The following is a 20,873-nucleotide window of genomic DNA, read 5'->3' on the forward strand; positions in this document are numbered from 1 at the left end:
TCGAAAGTGTTTCGTTTGCGGGGCTGCACGGGTGTGGTATCTGCCGGAACGCGTTCGCATTATTTGTTTTGTATAAAACCGCTATAATCGGGCACCTGACATGACGCTTGCAGAATTTTGGCCGCACTGTTTGCGCCGCCTACACGACACCTTGCCGGTGCAACAGTTTCAAACCTGGGTTGCGCCGTTAACCGTAGGCGAAGAAAACGGCGTGTGGGTGGTGTATGGCAAAAACCAGTTTGCCGTCAATATGTTGAAAAACAGTTTCGCCGCCGCCATCGAAGCCGCCCGAGCCGAGCTGGCGCCCGATATGCCCGCGTTGCTGTTTAAAACCGGCAAGGGGCAGGCTTATGCCATGGCGCCAAGCGTTTCAGACGGCCGCGGTGCGGCCGGGCCGTCTGAAAAAAAAGAGGCCGCCGCCAAAGCCACGCCGAAGAAAAGCGCACGCGACATCGTGGCCGAACGCATGAAGCAGCTGCCGCCCGACGGCGGGCAACCCAGGCCTGCCGCCGAAACGGAAGCCAAACCGGCGGCCAAACCCAAAAGCGAAACGGCGCGCAGCCAGCCCGCACGCGCGCAGGGCGAAACGCACCACAGCCAAACCAATCTGTCGCCCGACTATACTTTCGACACGCTGGTGGAAGGCAAAGGCAACCGCATTGCCGCCGCCGCCGCCCAGTCGATAGCCGAAAACCCGGGGCAGGGCTACAACCCGTTTTTCCTTTACGGCAGCACGGGTTTGGGCAAAACCCACCTGGTGCAGGCCATCGGCAACGAGTTGTTGAAAAACAAACCCGATGCCAAAGTGCGCTATATGCACTCCGACGATTATGTGCGCAGCTTTATGAACGCCGTGCGCACCAACAGCTACGATGTATTCAAACAGCAATACAAGCAATACGACCTGCTGATTATCGACGATATTCAGTTTATCAAGGGCAAAGACCGCACGATGGAAGAATTCTTCTATCTTTACAATCACTTCCATAACAAGAAAAAGCAGCTGATTTTAACCTGCGACGTGCTGCCCACCCAAATCGAAGACATGGATGCGCGCCTGAAATCGCGTTTTTCATGGGGTTTGACCTTAGAGCTGGAACCGCCCGAATTGGAAATGCGCGTGGCGATTTTGCAGAAAAAAGCCGAAGCCGCAGGCGTGGCCCTCAACGAAGACGCCGCCTTTTTTATCGCCAACCTGATCAGGTCGAACGTGCGCGAACTCGAAGGCGCGTTCAACCGTGTGAGCGCCAGCAGCCGTTTTCTGAAAAAACCGATCGATATCGATTTGGCGCGCAACGCTCTGCAAGACATCGTGGCCAGCTCGTATAAAGTGATTACCGCCGATTTGATTATTGATGCCACGGCAAAATATTACCGTATAAAAATCAGTGATATACTCGGCAAGAAGCGCACCCGCAACATTGCCCGCCCGCGTCAGGTGGCGATGAGCCTGACCAAAGAACTGACCAACCTGAGCCTGCCCAATATCGGCGACGCGTTCGGCGGGCGCGACCACACCACCGTGATGCACGGCGTGAAAGCGGTGGCCAAGCTGCGCGAAGAAGACCCGGAATTAGCCCAAGATTACGAAAAACTGTTGATCATTATCCAAAACTGAAGAGCCTGAAGGGATAACCATGTTGATTTTACAAGCCGAACGCGATGCCTTGCTCAAGCCGCTGCAAGCGGTAACCGGCATCGTCGAACGCCGCCACACACTGCCGATTCTGTCGAACATATTGCTCGAAAACGTGCACGGGCAAACCAATATTCTGGCAACCGATTTGGAAATCCAGATTAACACCTCCGGCCCCCACAGCGAGGCCGAAGATTTCCGCGTGACCACCAACGCCAAAAAATTGCAGGACATCCTGCGTGCGCTGCCCGAAGGCTCGCTGGTGGCGCTGGATTGGGCGCAGAACCGCCTCACCCTCAAAGCCGGCAAATCCCGTTTCGCTCTGCAAACCCTGCCTGCCGAAGATTTCCCGCTGATGAGCGTGGGCGAAGACGTGAGCGCCGCTTTCTCGCTGCCGCAGGAAGCCTTTAAAAACATGCTCTCGCAAGTACAATACAGCATGGCCGTGCAAGATATCCGCTATTACCTTAACGGCCTTTTGATGCAGGTGGAAGGCGACCAACTGCGCCTCGTTGCCACCGACGGCCACCGCCTGGCCTATTCCTGCACCACCATCGATGCCGACCTGCCCAAAGCCGAAGTGATTCTGCCGCGCAAAACCGTGCTGGAGCTGTTCAAGCTGCTGAACCATCCTGCCGAACCGATTACCGTGGAGCTGCTTAACAACCAGGTGCGTTTCCGCTGCAACGACACCGTTATCGTGAGCAAGGTGGTGGACGGCAAGTTTCCCGATTTCAACCGCGTGATTCCGCTGGACAACGACAAAATCTTTCTGGTGGGTCGCACCCAATTGCTCGGTGCGCTGGAGCGCGCCGCCATTTTGGCCAACGAAAAATTCCGCGGCGCCCGCCTGCTGTTGCGCCCCGGCCTGCTGAGCGTGGTGTGCAGCAATAACGAGCAGGAAGAAGCGCGCGAAGAATTGGAAATCGCCTATCAGGGCGAAGAGCTGGAAGTGGGCTTCAACATCGGTTATCTGATGGACGTGCTGCGCAACGTTCATGCCGACGATATGCAGCTGGCGTTCGGCGATGCCAACCGTTCGACGCTGTTTACCATTCCGAACAACCCGAACTTCAAATATATCGTGATGCCGATGCGCATCTGATGTTTTTGCAGTAAACAAACAGGCCGTCTGAAAAATGTTTTTCAGACGGCCTGATACCTTTGCAAAATTCTTTTAGGCACCTTAAAACACTTGCGTCATGCTCGGGCTTGATCCGGGCATCTGTTTGTTTTAGAAGAAAAAGAGATACTCGGGTCAAGCCCGAGTATGACGAAATATAGTGGATTAAAATAAGAATGCCGAAGTAGGGTAAAACGATTCTTTAGCATATCGCCCAATTGCAAGTTTGAATGCAGTTATTTCATTTCGGAGTTTTTATTTGAATTCACTATATCATACATTCGGGATTAAAACGGCTTTTTTGTAAAGGTCTCGGTCTGCTGTTTTGGCAAGAAGCCAATTCAAACCCGAAAACGTTTGTGTTTCGTCATTAGCTTCGCAAATCCGCTGTGCGGGAATGACGATAATCAGATGTTTCAGACGGCCTAAACGACTTGCAAAAGCCTCGGCCTGAGACTTTTGCAAAATTCTTTTCAGCATCTTCAAATCTCTGCATCATGCCCGGGATTGGCCCTGGCATCTTTTTGTTTCAAAAGAAATAACAGATACCCGGGCTAAGCCTGAGACCTTTGCAAAAATACCTTAAGGCCGTCTGAAATGCTTAGATTCCGTCATTCCCGCGTAGGCGGGAATCCAGATGGGAATATTGAAGCATTGATTAAACAAATACTTAGATGCCAAGCGTCTGGATTCCCGCCTACGCGGGAATGACGGAGTTCAGATTTTTTAGATAGCAATTTGAATTTTGCAAAGGTCTCAGCCTGTGTATGACAAAAAAATTAAATAGGTTCAGGATTAAAACGTATTTTCGCAAAGGTTTCGGCCTGAACCGGGCAGGTTTTGCAAAAGCCCGGGAAACGGCGTTTGCCACGGCGTTGCTGCGGGTGGCCGTCAAACCTGTTCAACCGCCACGGCCAAGCCCATGCCGCCGCCTACGCATAAGGCGGCTACGCCTTTGCTTTTGCCGCTGCGGTTCATTTCGTGCAGCAGCGTGACCAAAATGCGGCAGCCAGATGAGCCGATAGGGTGACCAAGTGCAATCGCGCCGCCGTTCACGTTCACTTTTTCAGGAGGCAGCTCCAGCTGCTGCACCACGCCCAAAGCCTGTGCGGCAAAGGCTTCGTTAGCCTCGAACAGATCAACTTCGCCAATCTGCCAGGCGGCTTTCGCCAGCGTTTTCTGCACCGCACCCACCGGCCCCAGCCCCATGACTTCGGGGGCGATGCCGGTGGCGGCATAAGCGCGGATAGCGGCCAGCGGCTCTAAGCCCAGTTCGGCGGCTTTTGTGGCACTCATCACCACCACGGCGGCGGCGCCGTCGTTGATGCCCGAGGCGTTGCCGGCGGTAACCGTGCCGTTTTGTTTGAATGCGGGGCGCAGTGCGGCCAGTTTTTCAGCGGTGCTGTCGGTTTTGATGTATTCGTCGGCAGCGACAACCAGCGGCTCGCCCTTACGTTGCGGCACGGTTACGGGGGTGATTTCGGCGGCGAACCGGCCTTCGGCACGGGCGGCAGCGGCCTTGTGTTGCGAGGCCAAGGCGAAAGCGTCTTGCGCTTCGCGCGTGATGGCGAGCCGTTCGGCAATGTTTTCCGCCGTGATGCCCATGTGATAGCCGTGATAGACGTCGGTGAGGCCGTCTGAAACCATGCTGTCGGTGAGCTTGGCGTCGCCCATTTTTACGCCGCCGCGCATTTGGATAAAGTGCGGGCTTTGCGACATGGATTCCTGCCCGCCGGCAATCACGATTTCGGCATCACCGCAGGCAACGGCCTGTGCGGCCATCTGCACGGCTTTCAGGCCGGAACCGCACACCACGTTGACGGTGGTTGCGGGGGTTTCCACAGGCAGGCCGGCCAGCAGCGCGGCCTGGCGGGCGGGGTTTTGCCCCACGCCGGTGGTGAGCACGTTGCCCATAATCACTTCGCTGATTTGTTCGGGCGCCAGTTTGGTTTCGGCCAACAACTCTTTGATAACCGCCGCACCCAGTTCGGGCGCGCGCAGGGTGGAAAGGCTGCCTGCAAAGCTGCCAATCGGGGTGCGCTTGGCGGCCACGATAACGATTTCTTGGTTCATGTTTTTTTCCTTTCTGGGCAAAGGCCGTCTGAACGTTGTTTCGGCACAAAACGGGTTACGGCAATACCTTCACGCCGGTTTGGTTTTGCAGCTCTTCAAAGCTCACGCCGTCGGCCAGCTCCACCAGTTTGAGGCCGTCTGAAGTTACATCGAGCACGCCCAAATCGGTGATGATGCGGTGTACCACTTTTTTGCCGGTGAGCGGCAGTTCGCATTGCGGTTTGATTTTGAACGCGCCGCCTTTGGCGGTGTGTTCCATCAGCACGATCACACGCTGCACGCCGGCCACCAAATCCATCGCGCCGCCCATACCTTTGACCATTTTGCCCGGAATCATCCAGTTGGCCAGATCGCCTTGCTCCGATACTTCCATTGCGCCCAGAATCGCCAGGTTCACTTTGCCGCCGCGTATCATGGCAAACGATTGCGAGCTGGAAAAAAAGCTGGCGCCGGGGGCGGCGGTAACGGTTTGTTTGCCGGCATTGATCAAATCGGCGTCGATTTCGCCCTCGGTGGGAAACGCACCGATGCCGAGCAGGCCGTTTTCGGATTGCAGCATCACGTTGACGCCGGCGGGAATATAGTTGGCCACCAGCGTGGGCAGGCCGATGCCGAGGTTGACATAAAAGCCGTCTTGCAGCTCTTTTGCGGCGCGCTGCGCCATTTGTTCGCGTGTCCAAGCCATGTTATGCCTCTCTGACGGTGCGTTGTTCGATGCGTTTTTCGGGGGTGGCATTCACCACGATGCGGTGCACATAGATGCCGGGCAGGTGGATGTGGTCGGGGTCGAGCGCGCCGGTTTCCACCAATTCTTCCACTTCAACGATGGTGATGCGGCCGGCGGTGGCCACGTCGGGGTTGAAGTTGCGCGCGGTTTTGCGGAACACCAGGTTGCCGGACGGGTCGGCTTTCCACGCTTTCACCAGCGCAACATCGGCGGTGAGCGAGTGCTCCAACACATATTCTTCACCGTTGAATTCGCGTGTTTCCTTGCCTTCGGCCACTAAGGTGCCGACGCCGGTTTTGGTGAAAAAGGCGGGAATGCCCGCGCCGCCCGCGCGCAGTTTTTCGGCCAGCGTGCCCTGCGGGGTGAGTTCCACCTCCAGTTCGCCCGCTAAAAACTGGCGCTCGAACTCTTTGTTTTCGCCCACATAAGAGGCGATCATTTTTTTGATCTGGCGGGTTTCGAGCAACAGGCCGAGGCCGAAGCCGTCGACTCCGGCGTTGTTGCTGATGCAGGTGAGATTTTTGACGCCGCTGTCGCGCAGGGCGGCGATCAGTGCCTCGGGAATGCCGCACAGGCCGAAGCCGCCTACGGCAACGGTTTGGCCGCTTGCCGCCACGCCTTCAAGGGCGGCTTGGGCGGTGGGGTAGAGTTTGCTCATGGTTTTCTCCTGAATATTTTTGTGTTCGGGTATGCCTGCCTGAAAAGTTTTCAGACGGCCTGCCCGGCCTGGTTATTCTGCATCGGGTTGGTTTTCCGGCGCGGCGGCGGCAAATTCGGGCAGGCGCATACATTCGGCGTTGATGCGGCTGATTTCGGGATAGGCGCCCAAATCCACCTTGAAGCGTTGGGCGTTATACACTTGCGGCACTAGGAAGCAGTCGGCCAGCGTGGGGGTGTTGCCGTGGCAGAAGCGGCCGGTTTGCGGCGATTGCAAGAGTTGTTCCAATGCGCCGAAGCCTTCGTTGATCCAATGGGCATACCAGGCGTTTTTTACAGCTTCGTCGGCTTGCAGGTGGTTTTGCAGGTATTGCAGCACGCGCAGGTTGTTGAGCGGGTGGATGTCGCAGGCCATCAGCTGTGCAATGGCGCGCACGCGGGCGCGTTCGGCGGCGGCGGCCGGCAGCAGCGGCGGTTCGGGACGGGTTTCTTCGAGGTATTCGATGATGGCGAGCGATTGGGTGAACACGCCTTCTTCCGTGGCCAGCGCGGGCACCAGTTTTTGTGGGTTTAAAGCCGCATACGCCTCGCCGCGCTGTTGGCCGCCGTTTTTCAGCAGATGCACGAAATCCGTTTCGTGGGGTATTTTTTTCAGATTCAATGCAATCCGCACCCGGTAAGAGGCGGAGCTGCGGAAATAAGAAAACAGCTTCATCATGATTCCTCTTGGAGAGAAAGGTATCAGGCCGTCTGAAACGGAAAGCGGTTGCGGGTTGCACACCGCTTCCGCCGGTTTTCAGACGGCCGGTGCGGCAGCCGGGTCAGTGCGCCTGCTCCCGTTGCTCCTGCGGCAGCCGGCTGATGGTAAAGCCGGTGAAGCCGTAAATCAGGGTGAGGATCAGGCTTAAATAGCAGAAGAAGGCATAGGGCACATAATCCACCACCGGCACGCCGAGGATGCCGGCGAGAAACACGCCGTACACGCCCCACGGCACCAGCGGGTTAATCACCGTGCCCGAATCTTCGATGGTGCGGGCAAGGTTGCGCGGGTGCAGGTTCAGGCGCTCATACAGCGGCTTGAAAGTGTTGCCGGTGAGCAGCAGGCTCAAATATTGTTCGCCGATTAAAAAATTGATGCCGAAGGCGGTGGCGGCAGCCGCAGCGGTGGCGCGGCCCACGCCGGTGAGCAGGTGGGTAACGCCGGCAAGCAAGGCGGGCAGCACGCCCAAACCTTGCAGCAGGCCGCCCAAACTCAAGGCGAGAATGACGATGGTTTGGCTGAAAAACATGCTTTCCATGCCGCCGCGCGACACCAGTTTGCCCACGGTGCCCAAATCCAGCCCTTCGGCCGGTTTGTAGCCGCTGAAAAACCAGCCGCCCAGTTGCCCCAGCGTGGGGCTGCTGTGGATATAGGTAACGGCGATGGCGGTGAAAATGGTGGCGATGATGGTATAGATGGCGTTGACTTTGCGCACCGCCAGCACAATCAGCACCGCAAACGGCAATAAGGCATAGCCGTGCACGAGGCCGCTGGCCACCAGTTGCTGCTGCATGGCGGCGATGTTCGACAAATCGGCGTCGGCCACGTTGCCGGTGAGCAGCCACAGAAAAACGGCGGTCAATATCCAGGCGGGAATGGTGGTGAACATCATGTTGCGGATGTGGTCGAACAGATCCACGCCCACAATCGAGGCGGCGATGGTGGTGGTGTCGGACAGGGGCGACATTTTGTCGCCGAAGAGCGCGCCCGAAACCACTGCGCCGGCCACGATAGCAGGGTTGGCGTCAAACGCTTCGGTCATGCCCAAAAAGGCCACGCCGGCGGAGGCGCAGGTGGTGAAACCGCTGCCCAGCGAAATGCCGATAACCGAGCAGAGCACAAACGCCGAAATATAGAAAAAATGCGGCGAAATCAGGTCGAAACCGTAATACATCAGGGTGGGAATCGCGCCCGACATCATCAGCGCCGCCACCAAGAGGCCGATATAGAAAAACAGATAAATCGCGCCGATGCCCGACACCACGCCTTCGGCCATGCTTTTTTGCATCGCGTCGAAGCCCGCGCCTTTAAACCTGCCGTAGGCAAACAGGCCGCACATCACCAAAACAATCGAAATATGAGGCACCCAGCCGAAACCGATCATGGTGACGCCCATCACCGCCACAATCAAGATTGAAATCAGCAACGCCTCGCGCGGGCGCATGGTGGTTATGGTTAAAGGTTCGCTCATTTTCCTCATCCTTTGTGTGTGGTTAAACGAAACAGTTGCATCTTATCCTTTTTATATGCCGTGCGGAAAGTTGCCTGAAGGCCGTCTGAAAGCGAAGCCCGTGTTTTCAGACGGCCTTCGGGCCTGTTTTTATAGTGGATTAAAATAAGAATGCCGAAGTAGGGTAAAACGATTCTTTAGCATATCGCCCAATTGCAAGTTTGAATGCAGTTATTTCATTTCGGAGTTTTTATTTGAATTCACTATAATACTGCGTGTTTACGCGGTTGATGATGGTGCCGAAAATATTGTTGCCGTTTGCATCGAGCATTTCCACCTCCACCACGTCGCCGTGATCCATAAACGGCGTTTGCGGCTTGCCGCTCTCGATAGTTTCGTACATCCGCACTTCGGCCAAGCAGCAGTAACCCACGCCGCCGTGTTCCACCGACGAGCCGTAGAGGTCGTTTTGCTTGTTGGAAACGGTGCCCGAACCGACGATGGTGCCGGCTTCCGCATCGCGGGTTTTGGTGATGTGGGCGAGCAGTTGGCCGAAGTTGAAGGTCATGTCTTGGCCGGCGTTGGGGTAGCCGAACAGATTGCCGTTTAAGGTAACGCGCAGCGGCAGGTGTACTTTGCTGTCCCGCCAAGCATCACCCAATTCGTCGGGCGTTACCGCCACCGGGCTGAAGGCGCTGGCCGGTTTGCTTTGGAAAAAGCCGAAGCCTTTGGCCAATTCGTCGGGAATCAGGCCGCGCAGCGAAACGTCGTTCACCAGCATCACCAAACGGATGGCTTGGGCCGCCTCTTCGGGCGTGGCGCCTTGTTTCAAATCGCCGCTCACCACCGCCACTTCGGCTTCAAAATCAATGCCCCATTCGGGTTGGGCGAAAATCTCGTCGCGCGGGCCGATAAAGCTGTCGGAGCCGCCCTGATACATCAGGGGGTCGTGGTAAAACGAAGCGGGCACTTCGGAATGGCGCGCCTTGCGCACCAATTCCACATGGTTCAGATAGGCCGAACCGTCCGCCCATTGGTAGGCGCGCGGCAGCGGCGAATGGCATTGCCCGGGATCAAACGGTTCGCCTTTGCCGCCATCGGCGTTCAATTCGTCGTATAAGGCTTTCAGACGGCCTTGAGCCTGATCCCAATCGTCCAAAGCCTCTTGCAGGGTGAAAATTTCGGGCAGCGCATAACGGCTCAAATCACGGCTCACTACTGCCAAACGGCCGTCGCGCCCGCCTTGTTTCAATGTGGCTAATTTCATATTTGCTCCTGTTGGCTTTACATATCATGTTAGGTTTCAGACGGCCTGAACGCCTGTCTGAACACAATCGGTATGATTCGGAAAATCGTTATATAGCGGATTCAATTACTTTCGATACAAGGCAGCAAGCCGTAGCGAAAGTAAGTTAATCCGCTATACCTCCGGCGGCTCGGTGCCGTCGTGTATCCAGCGGGCGTGCTGCGGGGCGCGTTTGGTTTCAGCCCATTCGTTAAGCATTTCCCATTTCACCTTATCCAGCGCACGGCTCATTTTCGGCGTGGTAACGTCGCAGGCCAATTCGATGCGGTGGCCGTTGGGGTCGAAGAAATAAATCGAGTGAAACAGCGTGTGGTTAACCGGGCCCAGCACGTCCACGCCGCCGGCAATCAGCCGCTCTTTGGTTTGCAGCAGCGTTTCCATGCTGTCCACTTTCAAAGCCAGATGCTGCGTCCACAGCGGCGTGTTGGGGTCGCGCCCCATTTCCGGTTGGGTGGGCAATTCGAAAAAGGCCAGAATATTGCCGCCGCCGATATCCAGAAAAATATGCATATAAGGATCAGGCTCGCCGGTTGAGGGCACTTTGTCTTCGGCAATCGCCAACACAAAGTCCATATCCAGATGCTTTTGATACCATTCAACGGTTTCTTTGGCATCTTTGCAGCGGTAGGCCACATGGTGCACACCTTGAAGTAAAGCCATGATGTTGCTCCTTTGCTTTCGGCGTTTCAGACGGCCTGTTCGGTTTGCAGGCCGTCTGAAAAACGCATTTTTTGTTTTTATACTTCCAACGCCCCGCGGCGGATTTGGTCGCGCTCCAGCGATTCGAACAAAGCCTTGAAATTGCCTTCGCCGAAGCCCTCGCGGTAGTCGCCCTTGCGCTGGATAAACTCGAAAAACACCGGCCCCAGCAGGGTTTCGGAAAAAATTTGCAGCAAGAGGCGCGGCTGGCCGCCTTCGGTGGTGCCGTCCAGCAGAATGCCCCGCGATTGCAGCTCGGCCACCGGTTCGCCGTGGCCGGGCAGGCGCTCTTCGAGCATCTCGTAATAAGTGTCTTTCGGGGCAGTCATCAGCGGAATGCCGGCGGCGCGCAATTGATCAATGGTGGCGGGCAAATCGTCGCTCAACAGCGCGATGTGCTGGATGCCTTCGCCGCCGAACTGCATCAGGTATTCTTCAATCTGGCCGCCGCCCTGCTTGGCTTCTTCGTTGAGCGGAATGCGGATTAAACCGTCGGGCGCGGTCATCGCGCGGCTGGTGAGGCCGGTGTATTCGCCTTTGATGTCGAAATAGCGGATTTCTTGGAAATTAAACAGTTTTTCGTAGAACTTGGCCCAATAATCCATGCGGCCGCGGTAAACGTTGTGGGTGAGGTGGTCGACGATTTTCAGGCCGTAACCGAAAGGTTTGCGCTCTACATCGGGCAGAAACTCGAAATCGATGTCGTAAATCGATCTGCCTTCTTCAAAGCGGTCTATCAGATAGAGAGGCGCACCGCCGATGCCCTTGATGGCGGGCAGGCGCAGCTCCATCACCGAAGTGGGGATGTCGATGGGTTTCGCGCCCAATTGCAGCGCGCGCTGGTAAGCCTGATGCGCATCGCGCACGCGAAAAGCCATGCCGCAGGCGCAAGGGCCGTGCTCGGCGGCAAAATAAGCCGCTTCGCTTTTCGGCTCGCGGTTCACGATAAAATTAATCTCGCCCTGGCGGTAGAGCAGCACATCTTTCGAGCGGTGGCGCGCCACCAATGAGAAGCCCATTTTTTCAAACAAAGGCTCCAAAACATCCGGCTCGGGCGAAGCGAATTCCACAAACTCGAAACCGCACAGGCCCATGGGGTTGTCGAACAAATCAGCCATCGTATTTCTCCGTAGATTGTTGTCGGTTTCTGCGGCGGCAAAGTATGCCGTTTGAACCTTGCAAGAAATTTTTGTATTCCAGCAATCGGAACTTGCCATCATAATAAAATGGCTGCGATTTGTGAGACAATCAGTTTTTTATGATTGATTTATCGGAAAAGGCGATGAATATCACATTGCGCCAACTCAAGGCTTTCATCACCGTGGCCGACTGCGGCAGCTTTACCCGTGCCGCCGAAGCCCTTAACCTGACCCAGTCGGCACTCAGCGGCCTGATTAAAGAGCTTGAGCAGAATTTGGAAGTGAAACTGTTCGACCGCACCACCCGCCAGCTGCATTTGTCGGAAGCGGGCAGCCGCCTGCTGCCGCAGGCACAGCGCATTTTCAACGAAGTAGCGCTGCTCGACACCGAAGTGCGCCATCTGAAAAACCTCAGGCAGGGGCAGGTGAAAATTGCCGTGTCGCAGCAGCTGGCCGCTTCCGCCATGCCCTCGCTGATTGCGGCATTCAACCGCGAATACCCCGATATCCGCGTCGGCCTGATTGATTGCAGCGTCGAACAAGTGTTGCAGCGCGTGGAAGACAACGAAGCCGATTTCGGCATCGGCCCCGAGCGCAGCCACGGCAGCGACATCGAATCGGAGCTATTGTGCACGCTGCCTTTTTATCTGGTGATGCCGCCCAGCCACCGCTTGGCCGGTCAGGCCGATGTTACTTGGGCGGATTTGGCGGGCGAAACCCTGATTACGCTCAGCGGCCCGTTCACCGACCGCTTGGCCGCCGGGCTTTCGGCCGATGCGGCAAGTTATATTCTGCACCCCGCCCACCGTGTGAATTTTCTTTCCACCGCGCTGGGTATGGTGAAAGCGGGGTTGGGCATCACGTTCTGCCTGCCTTACGCCGCCGACTGGGTGCGCCAGCACGGGCTGGAGATGCGGCTGTTAAACCGGCCGCAGGCCGAGCGGCGCTTTTATCTTTACCGGCGCCGCCACCGTTCGCTTTCAGCAGCGGCGCAAACCCTCAGCAACTTTGTGGCCGCTTATGCCGAAACGGCATTTTAAGGCGTGTAGTCAGAATGCTTGCGAAGCGGTTTTCCCCAGAAGCGGTGGGCAGCAAACCACCGCCCGCGCCGCCGCCCGACTGCCCGTTTCGGTCGCTCGGCAAAAAACAGTTTGAAAACACGCCGAAAAATGATAGTGTTCCAAGCATTGCGGCGGCATCGCGCCAACCCGTGCCGCCTTTTTTGCCAGATTACCGTAATGCTTTCACCGCAAAGGCCAAAACCATGCTGAAAACCCTATTGAAACCCGTTGCGCTGCTAACCGTTCTGCTCGGCAGCGCACTGCCCGTTTCTGCCGAAACACTTCATTACAATGTGGTCGAGTTTTCCGAAAGCGCCAGTGTCGAGCTTCTGCGCGACACCATGACGGCGCGCCTGCATGTGCATGAAGAAGGCCGCAACCGCGAAACCGTGAGCGGCAATTTTGTGAAAAAACTCAACAACGTTACCCGCAAAGCCTCGGCTTCGCCGTTTAAATCCGAATTGCTGCACCGCAGCGCTTCGCCCCGTTACGAATACGACAGCAAAGGCAAGCGCACGCAAACCGGCTGGGAAGAGCAGGCGGTGGTGCAGGTGGAAAGCAAAAACTTCGAAGCCCTCAACAAGCTGATTGCCGAGAGCCAAAAAGATGCCAATCTGGAAAGCCTCACGTTCAAGGTGTCGAAACAAAACCGCCAAGACGCGTTGGACGAAGTGAGCAAAGCCGCTTTAACCCGCTTTAAAGACCGCGCCGCCTCGCTCACCAAAGCCATGGGTTTCCGCAACTATAAAATCGTGCGTTTGAACTTCGGCCAAATCGGCAACCGCTCGATCGACAACGGCGTGCAAGCGATGCGTGCCGCCAAAGCCGCAACCGCCGAATCCGCCCCCGTGCCGGAACACACCAGCCCGGGCACCGAAGAAGTGAGCATCACCGTGCGCGGCACGATACAGATGTAGTGGTTGCAGTGTTTTCAGACGGCCTTATATATAATTAGGTCGTGTAGTCAGAAAGCGTTGCGGCGGTATTTTTGGTTAAAATCCGCACCTGCGGCGTTAGGTAGCGTAGCGGACTTGCAAAGCTAAAATGCCCGCAAGATGTTCAATCTTGCTGTGCTTTTTGCCTTGCATCTGCGGATTTTTCCTCAAAAAACCGCTTCGCAAGCATTCTGACTACACGACCTAGGCCGTCTGAAAAATATTGATTTTATCCGTTTAAACAAACAGGGATATTCCGATGAAAAAAGCTTTCCCCTTACGTTCTGCAATTGCCGCCGCAACCCTGGCCGCCGCTCTGGCCGGCTGCACCTCGGTGGCCGATATGGTGGGCTACGACAGCAACACCCTCAACGAAAGCGCGGCCAAAAGCTACGGCCAGGTGATGCAGCAGGCGCGCAGCAAACAGGTGCTCGACACCACTTCGCAAACCTCGCGCCGCATCCACAGCGTGTTTAACCGCCTGCGCCCCCATGCCGAGCGCGCCAACCAAACCGGCGTGGCGTTCAACTGGCAGATGAGCGTGATCAAATCCAACGAGCTGAACGCTTGGGCGATGCCCGGCGGCAAAATGGCGATGTACACCGGCATGGTTGACCGCCTGAAACTGAGCAACGACGAAATCGCCGCCGTAGTCGGCCACGAAATGGCGCACGCTTTGCTCGAACACAGCAAAAAAGCCATCGGCCAGCAGGTGTTAACCGGCTTGGCGGCCAATGTCGGCGGTTCGATTGTGGCCGCCAGCACCGGCATCAGCAGCGATGCCATCGGCCTCTCTTCCGATCTTTTGAGCCAATACGGCGTGAATATGCCGTTCTCGCGCAGCCAGGAGCGCGAAGCCGACGCCCTCGGCGTGCGCCTGATGGCGGAAGCGGGCTACAACCCGCAGGCCGCCGTTTCGGTGTGGGAGAAAATGAACCGTGTGAGCGACAACAACAACGCTTGGAACGCCATCACTTCGTCGCACCCCACCAACAATGCGCGTATGGAGGCTATCCGCAAAATGTTGCCGGAAGTGATACCGGTTTACGAACGCAACCGCCGCTGAATATTTGTTTTGTAAACATTGGGCCGTCTGAAAGCAGTGAACTGTCCCCCAATACTTGGACAAGTTAAGAATCTTTATCAAACAGCCTTTTCAAGCTGGGTTCTGTAGCCGACAGGACTCAGCTTTTTCAAGTTTAAACTAATCCGTTCATGATTGTAGTAATGTATGTAATCATCTATTACCTCTGTCAGCTCCGCCACCGACAGCGCACCTTCCTGATAGAAACTCTCCGTTTTCAGTGTACCGAAAAAACTCTCCATCGGCGCATTGTCCCAGCAATTACCTTTGCGCGACATACTTTGCACAATCCCTTTCTCAGCCAATTTCGTTCGATAAGCCTCGGTGCGGTAAAGCACACCCTGGTCGGAATGCAGCAGCGGCGTTTGGCCTTTCAGACGGCCGAATGCTTGGTCCAACATTTGCGCCACCATTTTACTGTTTGCTCTGCGGCCTAAAGAATAGGCCACAATCTCCCGATTAAACACATCCAATATCGGCGATAAGTACAGCTTCCCGTCTGTGCATTTAAACTCCGTCACATCGGTCGGCCATTTGTCTGCCGGTTTGCCAGCGGTAAACTCTCGATTGAGAATATTGTCCGAAGCCTCTCCTACTGCTTGCGGACGGTAGGCTTTTTTACTGCGGACTTTGGCTTTCAGTCCCAACAAACCCATAATGCGCTGCACTTTCTTTTTGTTCCACGACAATACGGCGGCAATCCGCCGATGACCGTAACGGCCTTTGTGTCGGCGATAGACTTCACTCACGGCGGTTTTGGCCGCCGCATCGGGATCGGCTTTGCCGATATGGTAATGAAAGCTGCTTTTGGGAATGCCGGCACTGTGCAGCAGATATTTCAGCGGGTGTTTCGCCCTCAACGTTTGAACAGTTTCGCAGCTTTGGCGGCGTTCTTTTCGTTGAGGGCTTTCATGTGCTTTAGGTAGTCGTTCTCCGCCCTCATGTAACGTAACTCTTCAATCAGTTCCGCCTGGGTTTTTTCGTGGTCGGGTTTGTCGACGATAAACGGGTTTTTGCGTTTGGTCTTCATAGTCTGAGACCTTTGCAAAATAACCAATTCAAACCTGAAAACGTTCGTATCCCGTCATTCCCGCGCAGGCGGGAATCCAGCCTTAAAACCATCAAGTATTTTATTTCAATAACTTATGAAAAAAACGACTGGATTCCCGCCTGCGCGGGAATGACGATAATCGGATGTTTCAGACGGCCTAAAAGAATTTTGCAAAGATCTCAGTCTTCATAAACGTAGCCTGCGGGTGTTGGAGTGCGGCGATACCGCCTTGCCGATAGGCGGCTATCCAACGGCGCAGGTGGGTGCGTGAGACGTTGAAGTGCTCTGCGGTGCGCGGTAATGGAGTACGGCTCGGTATTTGAAGTGTAGGTTATATTTGGACATAAGAAAACTGCACCTTTTAAAGTTGGAGGGGGTGTCCAATTTTTGGGGTGCCGTTCACAGTTTCAGACGGCCTGTTATTGTGAAGCGTGTTCAACGGGTTGCGCCGGTATCAGCTGCCGATAACCCCGCCGTCGTTTTTGGTGATTACCACGGTGGCAGCACGCGGTCTGCCGCCTGAGGGGCCGTCGGGCCAGGAGGAAACGGCTTTGGGGTTGTGCGGGTCGCTCAAGCCTTCGCTCGGTTCGCCGGGGTGCTGGATGTTGATAAACAGGGTTTTGTTGTCGGGCGTGAAGGCGATGCCGGTAACTTCCGCACCCCTGGGGGCGGTGAGGAAGCGGCGGTATTCGCCGCTGCCGACGATGGTGGCGACCATTTGGTTGTTGCCCATGCCTGCGTATTCTTTTTGGTTGATGGTTGATGAGGAAACGTCGGTTTGAATCCACAGCACGCCGCGGTGGTCGAACGATAAGCCGTCGGGGCTGCCGAAATCGTCGCCTTTGATGTTGCCTTTGTGCTCGGCTTTGGCGGCCTGTTTGTTGCCGGCCAGCACCAGAATATCCCATGTGAAGGCGGTTTGCGTGCCGTCGCCGCCTTTTTCCTGCCAGCGGATGATGTGGCCGAAGCGGTTGTCGTTGCGCGGGTTGGCGGCATCGGCGCCGGGTTTGCCTTCTTTGCCGCGCTCGTTATTGTTGGTGAGCGTGCAGTAGAGGCTGCCGGAGGCGAACGGGTCGGCGCTGATCCATTCGGGGCGGTCCATTTTGGTGGCGCCGAGCAGGTCGGCAGCCATGCGGGTTTTCACCAATACTTCGCCTTGGTCGGCAAAACCGTTTTCAGCGGTGAGGCCGTTTTGGCCGTACACCAGCGGCAGCCAGTCGCCGCTGCCGTCGGCATTGAAGCGGGCAACATACAGCGTGCCTTCTTCCAGCAGGCTCATATTGTGGGTGCGGTTGCCGTTGTCGGGGCGGTAGGTGTTTTTCGAAACGAATTTGTAGATGTATTCGAAGCGCTGGTCGTCGCCCATATACACGGCCACACGGCCGCCCGGTGTAATGGTGACTTCGGCGCCTTCGTGTTTGATGCGCCCCAGGGCAGTGTGTTTACGCGGGGTGGATTGCGGGTTGAAAGGATCGATTTCGACCACCCAGCCGAAGCGGTTGGCTTCGTTAGGGTTTTTATCGCTGTCGAAGCGGTTGTCAACGCCGCTCCACAGGTATTCTTTTTCTTCGCGGCCGATACCGTAACGCTTTTCCAGTGCGGTCATATTGCCGGAGGGTTTGGTGAAGATGTCGCTCCAGTTTTCTTCGCAGGTCAGATAAGTGCCCCACGGGGTTTTGCCGTTGGCGCAGTTTTGCATGGTGCCCAATACGGTGGTGCCGCGCGAATCGGCTGCGGTTTTCATCAGGGCATGGCCGCGTGCCGGGCCGCTGATGCTCATCGGGGTGTTGACGGTGATGCGGCGCGCGTAGGCAGACGGGCGCACAATTTCCCAGCCGTTGCCGCTGCGGCGCACTTCAACCACCGACACGCCCATGGCGTTTTGGCCTTTGCGGGCTTTGTTCAAATCCCAGTTGGCGGTGCCGTCGGGAAACAGCAGGCCGTTGTCGATATATTCGTGGTTCATGGCCAAGAGGCCGTGGTCGGCGCGGTTGCTGCCCAACGGCAGCGGAAAGAACGCCATGCCGTCGTGGTGCATGCCGGCCTGATAGGCTTGTTCCTGTGTGCTGTTGGAGGCATCGGGTTTGAAGGCGGGCATTTTGCCGGCAATGCCTACGGGGTCGCCCCATTTGTAGAAGGCGCGGGCGGTGTAGCCTTCGGGCACGACTACGGTGTCTTGCGTGGAAAACGGCACGCTTTTGAAGCCCAGCCGGCGGGCGCGGGCAGATGAGGCGGCGGTTTTTGCCTGTGCGCCGCTGCTTTGCAGCAAACCCAGGGGCAAAACGGCAGCTGCGCCGGCGGCCGCGCTGCCTTGCAGCAGGCTGCGGCGCGAGAGTTTGGCTTGTAACACTTGGGAAAATGCCGGGTTGCTGCTGGTGTTGCTGATGTCGTCGGCGTGGCGGTTTTTAATCAGGTAGGGCTTGCTCATCGGTAAACGCTCCGTTGCTGGTTGTTCGGGTTCAGCAGGAGAGCTTATCGGGCTTGTGTGAAAACTTGATGACGAAACGTGAAAGCGGTGTTAACGGATGGGCCGGAGCCTTTGCAAGTTGTTCAGGCCGTCTGAAATATTGTGCGGCTGCTTTCAGACGGCCTTTGGGTTGCGTTTTCAACGGCGGGTTAAAACACCCATTGCGACACGCAGTAAATCGCCAACCCCACCAGGCCGCCGACCAGCGTGCCGTTGATGCGGATAAACTGCAAATCGCGGCCGACGCTCAGCTCCAGTTTTTCCACCATCTGCGAGCTGTCCCAGCCTTTAACCTTGTCGGCCACAAACAGGGCCGCCTTGTCTTTATAGCGCATCACGAAATCGCGCACCATCAGCGAAATGCGTACGTCGGTGCGGCGCATAAACTGCGGGTAGCGCTGCGCCTGCGCAATCATGTGGTCGAGCAGTTTGTTCAGTTGCGCCAGCCACAGCGAATCGGCTTTCTGCACGTCGTTTTGCGTCCACGTTTGCAGGCTCTGCCAGCTTTTTTCGAGCATTTCGCGCACGGCGGGGGATTGGGCGAGCTGCATCTTTCCCTGTTCCAGCCGTTTGTGCCACAGGCGGGAACGGCTCAGGGCGTCGGCCATGCGGTCGTATTGCTCGTTGAAGCTGCGGTGGATACGGTGGTTCGGGTCGGCCAGCGCGGCGGCCAGATAGCCGTCGGCCCAGTCGAGGGCTTTTTCCGACACCCAGCCGTCCACTTTATCTACCAGCGTGCCTTTGAGCGAGGCTTTCAGTTTTTCCCAGGCGCTCGGTGCGTCGCTTTCGATTTTGGCCGCCCACTCGCGCAGGTTTTGTTCGAGCAGCAAACGGGTTTCGGGGTCTTGCAGCCAGCGGCGTGCCTGTTTCAGCACGGCGTTAAACAGCGTTTCGTGCAAACCTTGCGCTTTCAGGGCCTTGAGGCCGTCTGAAAGCGTTTTGCCGATTCTTTCGCCGCTGTATTGTTCGGCCAGCAGCATACCCAGAAAACGTGCGGTTTGCTCGGGTTTGGCCACTTTGAAGAGCGCGGGCAGTTGGGCGGCCAGCCACGGCAGCCATTGGACGCGGGTTTGCGGCCGGGCCAGCCACGCCAGCAGTTTTTCGCTCGGCGCGGCCTGATACACGCGCAATGCAATCGGCCTGCCTTGCAAAAAATTGTTTTCGATAAACCGCCCCAGTTCGTCGGCAATGCGGTGCTGGTTGCGCGGCAGAATCGCGGTGTGCGGAATCGGCAGCCCCAGCGGGTGGCGGAACAGCGCGGTAACGGCGAACCAGTCGGCCAGCGCGCCCACCATCGCCGCTTCGGCAAAGGCTTTCACATAACCGAGCGCGGGATAGTGTTTGACATAAGCGGCCGATGCGGCAAAGAGCACGCAGGCCAGCAGCAACAGCCCCGTGGCCCAGCGGCGGCTTTTTTTCAAACGCGCCCTCGCCCTGTTGGTGCGGGCTTCGGCAGACAAGGTGTGCATGGCGGCCTCCTGAATACGGTGGTTTTGATTATACCGTTTCGGCCGCAGCGGATAAAACGCTTGTGGAAATGCTTAATTTTTAGGCAGTTGGATTTTTTTTTGGAAAATAATGGGCTTAAGCGTTTTATCCACAAACCATGCACACGCAGGTAAACAGGTTCACGGGATTGTCTGCTTTGGTGCTTAAATTTTAAGCATGTTAAATTTTCCGTTATATTTCAACGGCGGTTTAATGTTATCCACAGAATACGCACAATATTTTCGGCGGTTGGCGTGGGTAATTTGGGGCGGATAGGGCGGTTGGGTAGGGGAGTGTTTATTGTATGCGGGAACAATTTTGCAAAGGTTTCGGCAAGCTTGAACAAGCCTGCCTTTTTCTACGCCTGAGGCCGTCTGAAAACATTTTCAGACGGCCTCAGGTTTTGTTTGCTGGCTGCTGTCAAACGGTTACGTCTTCCAGCACTTTCTCGCGCACATAGGTTTCGGCGGCATCTTTCAGCGCAAAGCGGTCTTGGCCGGGGAGGGCGGCGGGGTGTATCGGTTTGGCGAAATCCACGCGGATATGCAGCTCGGGCATGGAAACGATGCGCCATAGCGATTTGGCCAGGCTCACATTGGCATAAGAGGGGATATCGGTGCGGCGGCCGTTGTGGTCGTAGTAGCGCAAAACCATGGTTTGAATCGGCGCGCCGGCATCCATCGCCGACTGGAACAGCGCGGCTTTGAACGGCAGCACGTCCAGCCCCGACGAAGTTTTGGCCTCGGGGAAAAAGCTGACGTTCTGCCCGGCTTTCAGGGCGGCGGCGATGGCTTGGTTGATCGGTTCCACATCTTTGCGCGAATTGCGGTTGATAAACACCGTGCCGGCGTTGCGGCCCATTTTGCCTAACACGGGCCAGGTGCTGATTTCCTGTTTGGCGATAAAGCTGCTGGGAAACAGCGCGCTCATGGCGAAAATATCCAGCCACGAAACATGGTTGGCCACCACCAGCGTGCCGCTCACATGAAAGTGTTCGGGCGGCGTGGTAACGTTGAGTTTCGCGCCTACTGCCTGCAAAGCGGTGGAACCCAGCGTAATCAGTGCCTTGTCGCGCGCCTGCGGGTCGCTGCCGTCGAGGTTGCTCAAGTTGCGGCCGGTTTTAAACAGCCAAACGGCAAGCTTGGCCAAGCGTGCGAGGCGCAGGGAAATCGGGGCTTTTTGTCGGGACATGGTGCGGCGGTTGTGAAAGGTGTGGG

At 56.5% G+C, this 20,873-nt stretch carries 20 protein-coding genes; 5 read left to right on the forward strand and 15 right to left on the reverse strand.

Translation table 11 applies throughout. The annotated features are described in order from the left end of the window. Nucleotides 1–100 precede the first annotated feature (100 nt). Nucleotides 101–1,618 (forward strand): chromosomal replication initiator protein DnaA, encoded by a 1,518-nt coding sequence (gene dnaA, locus H3L92_RS00005; protein WP_085365414.1) that lies wholly within the window; start codon nucleotides 101–103, stop codon nucleotides 1,616–1,618. Nucleotides 1,619–1,637: 19 nt separating this feature from the next. Beyond that, on the forward strand, nucleotides 1,638–2,741 hold the full coding sequence (gene dnaN, locus H3L92_RS00010) for a DNA polymerase III subunit beta (RefSeq protein WP_085365415.1): 1,104 nt from the start codon (nucleotides 1,638–1,640) through the stop codon (nucleotides 2,739–2,741). Between the two features lie 291 nt (nucleotides 2,742–3,032). On the opposite strand, the gene H3L92_RS00015 is transcribed toward dnaN, so the two are convergent. The 9 genes from H3L92_RS00015 to hppD all read right to left on the reverse strand — a co-directional run bounded on the left by H3L92_RS00015 (nucleotide 3,033) and on the right by hppD (nucleotide 11,549). After that, nucleotides 3,033–3,239 carry a hypothetical protein gene (locus tag H3L92_RS00015; protein ID WP_143824315.1) on the reverse strand — a complete coding sequence of 69 codons (207 nt, stop codon included), beginning with the start codon at nucleotides 3,237–3,239 and terminating at the stop codon, nucleotides 3,033–3,035. Between the two features lie 411 nt (nucleotides 3,240–3,650). After that, entirely contained in the window at nucleotides 3,651–4,832 is a 1,182-nt protein-coding gene (locus H3L92_RS00020) for an acetyl-CoA C-acetyltransferase (protein WP_085365417.1), read from the reverse strand. 55 nt (nucleotides 4,833–4,887) lie between these two features. Continuing rightward, nucleotides 4,888–5,517 carry a 3-oxoacid CoA-transferase subunit B gene (locus H3L92_RS00025; protein ID WP_085365418.1) on the reverse strand — a complete coding sequence of 210 codons (630 nt, stop codon included), beginning with the start codon at nucleotides 5,515–5,517 and terminating at the stop codon, nucleotides 4,888–4,890. 1 nt (nucleotide 5,518) lies between these two features. Next, nucleotides 5,519–6,217 (reverse strand): CoA transferase subunit A, encoded by a 699-nt coding sequence (locus H3L92_RS00030; protein ID WP_085365419.1) that lies wholly within the window; start codon nucleotides 6,215–6,217, stop codon nucleotides 5,519–5,521. 72 nt (nucleotides 6,218–6,289) lie between these two features. Continuing rightward, nucleotides 6,290–6,931 carry a maleylacetoacetate isomerase gene (gene maiA, locus H3L92_RS00035; RefSeq protein ID WP_085365420.1) on the reverse strand — a complete coding sequence of 214 codons (642 nt, stop codon included), beginning with the start codon at nucleotides 6,929–6,931 and terminating at the stop codon, nucleotides 6,290–6,292. A 106-nt stretch (nucleotides 6,932–7,037) separates the two neighbouring features. After that, nucleotides 7,038–8,447, reverse strand: coding sequence for a Na+/H+ antiporter NhaC (gene nhaC / locus H3L92_RS00040; protein WP_085365421.1), 1,410 nt, complete (start codon nucleotides 8,445–8,447; stop codon nucleotides 7,038–7,040). Nucleotides 8,448–8,676: 229 nt separating this feature from the next. Further along, nucleotides 8,677–9,693, reverse strand: coding sequence for a fumarylacetoacetate hydrolase family protein (locus H3L92_RS00045; RefSeq protein ID WP_085365422.1), 1,017 nt, complete (start codon nucleotides 9,691–9,693; stop codon nucleotides 8,677–8,679). Nucleotides 9,694–9,846: 153 nt separating this feature from the next. Beyond that, nucleotides 9,847–10,392 carry a VOC family protein gene (locus H3L92_RS00050; protein ID WP_085365423.1) on the reverse strand — a complete coding sequence of 182 codons (546 nt, stop codon included), beginning with the start codon at nucleotides 10,390–10,392 and terminating at the stop codon, nucleotides 9,847–9,849. Between the two features lie 77 nt (nucleotides 10,393–10,469). Beyond that, a complete protein-coding gene (gene hppD / locus H3L92_RS00055) occupies nucleotides 10,470–11,549 on the reverse strand; it encodes a 4-hydroxyphenylpyruvate dioxygenase (RefSeq protein WP_085365424.1) in 1,080 nt (359 codons plus the stop codon). Between the two features lie 164 nt (nucleotides 11,550–11,713). Here hppD and H3L92_RS00060 point away from each other — a divergent pair, with 164 nt between their 5' ends. The 3 genes from H3L92_RS00060 (at nucleotide 11,714) to H3L92_RS00070 (ending at nucleotide 14,632) form a co-directional block, all read left to right on the forward strand. Continuing rightward, on the forward strand, nucleotides 11,714–12,610 hold the full coding sequence (locus H3L92_RS00060) for a LysR family transcriptional regulator (RefSeq protein WP_085365425.1): 897 nt from the start codon (nucleotides 11,714–11,716) through the stop codon (nucleotides 12,608–12,610). A 14-nt stretch (nucleotides 12,611–12,624) separates the two neighbouring features. Continuing rightward, the gene (locus tag H3L92_RS00065) at nucleotides 12,625–13,548 is read left to right on the forward strand and encodes an SIMPL domain-containing protein (RefSeq protein WP_245945444.1); all 924 of its coding nucleotides are present in this window, start codon (nucleotides 12,625–12,627) and stop codon (nucleotides 13,546–13,548) included. 277 nt (nucleotides 13,549–13,825) lie between these two features. Then, nucleotides 13,826–14,632, forward strand: coding sequence for a M48 family metallopeptidase (locus tag H3L92_RS00070; RefSeq protein WP_085365426.1), 807 nt, complete (start codon nucleotides 13,826–13,828; stop codon nucleotides 14,630–14,632). A gap of 77 nt (nucleotides 14,633–14,709) precedes the next feature. Here H3L92_RS00070 and H3L92_RS00075 read toward each other — a convergent pair whose 3' ends face one another. From H3L92_RS00075 to H3L92_RS00100, 6 genes are all read right to left on the reverse strand, one after another. After that, nucleotides 14,710–15,510, reverse strand: a complete 801-nt coding sequence (locus H3L92_RS00075; RefSeq protein ID WP_085367140.1) for an IS3 family transposase — start codon at nucleotides 15,508–15,510, stop codon at nucleotides 14,710–14,712. Beyond that, nucleotides 15,507–15,680, reverse strand: a complete 174-nt coding sequence (locus H3L92_RS00080; RefSeq protein WP_245945445.1) for a hypothetical protein — start codon at nucleotides 15,678–15,680, stop codon at nucleotides 15,507–15,509. The genes H3L92_RS00075 and H3L92_RS00080 overlap by 4 nt, the downstream gene beginning before the upstream one ends. A gap of 178 nt (nucleotides 15,681–15,858) precedes the next feature. Continuing rightward, on the reverse strand, nucleotides 15,859–16,020 hold the full coding sequence (locus H3L92_RS13525) for a helix-turn-helix domain-containing protein (protein WP_249025255.1): 162 nt from the start codon (nucleotides 16,018–16,020) through the stop codon (nucleotides 15,859–15,861). A gap of 135 nt (nucleotides 16,021–16,155) precedes the next feature. Further along, nucleotides 16,156–18,129, reverse strand: coding sequence for a PhoX family protein (locus tag H3L92_RS00090; RefSeq protein WP_085367185.1), 1,974 nt, complete (start codon nucleotides 18,127–18,129; stop codon nucleotides 16,156–16,158). 188 nt (nucleotides 18,130–18,317) lie between these two features. Beyond that, entirely contained in the window at nucleotides 18,318–19,637 is a 1,320-nt protein-coding gene (locus H3L92_RS00095) for a DUF445 domain-containing protein (protein ID WP_085367184.1), read from the reverse strand. Between the two features lie 439 nt (nucleotides 19,638–20,076). Next, entirely contained in the window at nucleotides 20,077–20,847 is a 771-nt protein-coding gene (locus tag H3L92_RS00100) for a 1-acylglycerol-3-phosphate O-acyltransferase (RefSeq protein ID WP_085367183.1), read from the reverse strand. Nucleotides 20,848–20,873 lie beyond the last annotated feature (26 nt).

Source organism: Neisseria dentiae (assembly GCF_014055005.1).
In the GTDB taxonomy this organism is placed as follows: domain Bacteria; phylum Pseudomonadota; class Gammaproteobacteria; order Burkholderiales; family Neisseriaceae; genus Neisseria; species Neisseria dentiae.